This window comes from Streptomyces sp. NPDC059037 (genome assembly GCF_042740015.1).
Classification (GTDB): Bacteria; Actinomycetota; Actinomycetes; order Streptomycetales; family Streptomycetaceae; genus Streptomyces.
This window is the reverse complement of record NZ_JBHYIG010000355.1, coordinates 1-2,113: the sequence shown is the minus strand read 5'-3', so window position 1 is coordinate 2,113 and position 2,113 is coordinate 1. Positions and strand designations below refer to the sequence as shown.

Sequence of the window (2,113 nt, the reverse complement as noted above, 5' to 3'; positions counted from 1 at the left end):
GTCTTCGAGGAGTCCCCCTCGAAGACCGCCCCGCTGAAGCGTTCCTCACTGGGCCCCCGGTCACACCCCGGAGGTCAGAACGTCAGAACGTCAGACGCCGGACGAGACCTCGGCCTTCTCGTCCGACCCCGAGTCTCCTTCGGCCGCCGCCAGCGCGCGGTTGCGGCGCACGGACGACCAGAAGGACCAGGCGATCAGGAGGACGCCGATGCTGCCGGTGATGACCTCGTGGATCTCGTACTGGATCGTGACGAGCAGGAGCACCGCGAGGGCGCCGATCGCGTAGTGCGCGCCGTGCTCCAGGTAGACGTAGTCGTCGAGGGTGCCCTGGCGGACCAGGTAGACCGTGAGCGACCGGACGTACATCGCGCCGATGCCGAGGCCGAGCGCCATCAGGACGATGTCGTTGGTGATGGCGAAGGCGCCGATGACGCCGTCGAAGGAGAACGACGCGTCCAGGACCTCGAGGTAGAGGAACATGAAGAACGCGGCCTTGCCGGCCATGACGACCGCAGGAACCTTCTTGCCGCTCCTCTTGGCCGCTTCCTCTTCCTCGTGCTCGCGCTCCTCCTCTTCCTCGAGTTTGTTCTCGAAGAAGCCGGAGAGGCCGCCCACGATCAGATAGGTGATGAGTCCGGCGACGCCGGAGAGAAGCACCGTCTCCGCCTTGTCCGCGTGCGTGCCACCGTGCTGGTGGGCGTGCGTGGCAACCGTCATCGCGGAGATCATGAGCACGATGAGCGCGATGCAGACCGACAGCATGTCGATCTTGCCGAGCTTGGCGAGCGGGCGCTCGAGCCAGCCCAGCCACTTGATGTCACGGTCCTCGAAAACGAAGTCGAGGAAGATCATCAGGAGGAACATGCCACCGAAGGCGGCGATCGACGGGTGCGCGTCGGTGACCAGCTGCTGGTACTGGTCCTTGTCGTTGAGCGCGAGCCGTACGGCCTCGATCGGGCCGATCTTGGCGCTGATGGCCACGATCGCGACGGGGAACACAAGCCGCATGCCGAAGACGGCGATCAGCACACCGATGGTGAGGAAGATCTTCTGCCAGAAGGCATTCATCTTCTTCAGGATCCCGGCGTTGACCACCGCGTTGTCGAAGGACAGCGAGATCTCGAGGATCGACAGGATCGCCACGACCCCGAATCCCGTCCACCCCCCGTAGAACACCGCCGCGACCAGGCCGAGCGCGGTAACCGCGAACGACCAGCCGAAGGTTTTCAGAAGCACTGGCTACCCAATCGTGTGTGTACGGGCTCCCGTTTAGCGGTCTCCCCCGCGCCGGTCCCCGGCTTTACGAAACATTGACCCCGAAGTCTAGAGCGATGCCTCGCAGACCCGACGCGTACCCCTGCCCAACGGCACGGAACTTCCATTCACCGCCGTACCGGTACACCTCGCCGAAGATCATCGCGGTCTCCGTGGAGGCGTCCTCGCTGAGGTCGTAGCGCGCGAGCTCCTGGAGGTCCGCCTGGTTGACCACGCGGATGAAGGCATTGCTGACCTGGCCGAAGGTCTGCCCGCGGTTGTCCGCGTCATGGATCGAGACAGGGAAGACGATCTTGTCCACGTCGGCGGGAACCTTGGAGAGGTCGATCAGGAGCGACTCGTCGTCCCCGTCGCCCTCACCCGTGAGGTTGTCGCCGGTGTGTTCGACAGAGCCGTCCGGGCTCTTCAGGTTGTTGTAGAAGACGAACCACTCGTCCCCCAGAACCCGGCCCGAGTTGCACATCAGCGCGCTGGCGTCGAGGTCGAAGGGTGCGCCGGTGGTGGAGCGCGCGTCCCAGCCGAGTCCGACCAGGACCTGTGTGAGGTTCGGTGCGGCCTTGGAGAGGGAGACATTGCCTCCCTTGGCGAGCGTGACGCCCATGATGTGGTCCTCCCCGTGGTTCGAGAGCAAGAGTTCCCAGGACTCCCCTGTCGTGGGAGCGGGAGTTGAGCAGTTGAGCAGCTGAGCAAGAGATGCCGAGCGCGTCCGGGGGCCCCCCCGGGGGGGGGGGGTGGTGGGTGGTCGGCTAATTCTCCGTCGCGCCCCCGCGTTTGTCCCCCCGCGGCGGGGCGCGGCGGCCCCCCCGCCGTGCTGCGGTCCAGTGGTCACTCAACCCTC

The 2,113-nt window shown here is 65.6% G+C and carries 2 protein-coding genes; both read right to left on the bottom strand.

Translation table 11 applies throughout. From position 1 onward, the window contains the following. Positions 1–90: 90 nt before the first annotated feature. Complete coding sequence (locus ACFWY6_RS41395) at positions 91–1,236, bottom strand: DUF475 domain-containing protein (protein WP_360762598.1); 1,146 nt, start codon at positions 1,234–1,236, stop codon at positions 91–93. A gap of 64 nt (positions 1,237–1,300) precedes the next feature. Beyond that, positions 1,301–1,876, bottom strand: a complete 576-nt coding sequence (locus ACFWY6_RS41390) for a TerD family protein (protein ID WP_266867447.1) — start codon at positions 1,874–1,876, stop codon at positions 1,301–1,303. Positions 1,877–2,113: the final 237 nt, after the last annotated feature.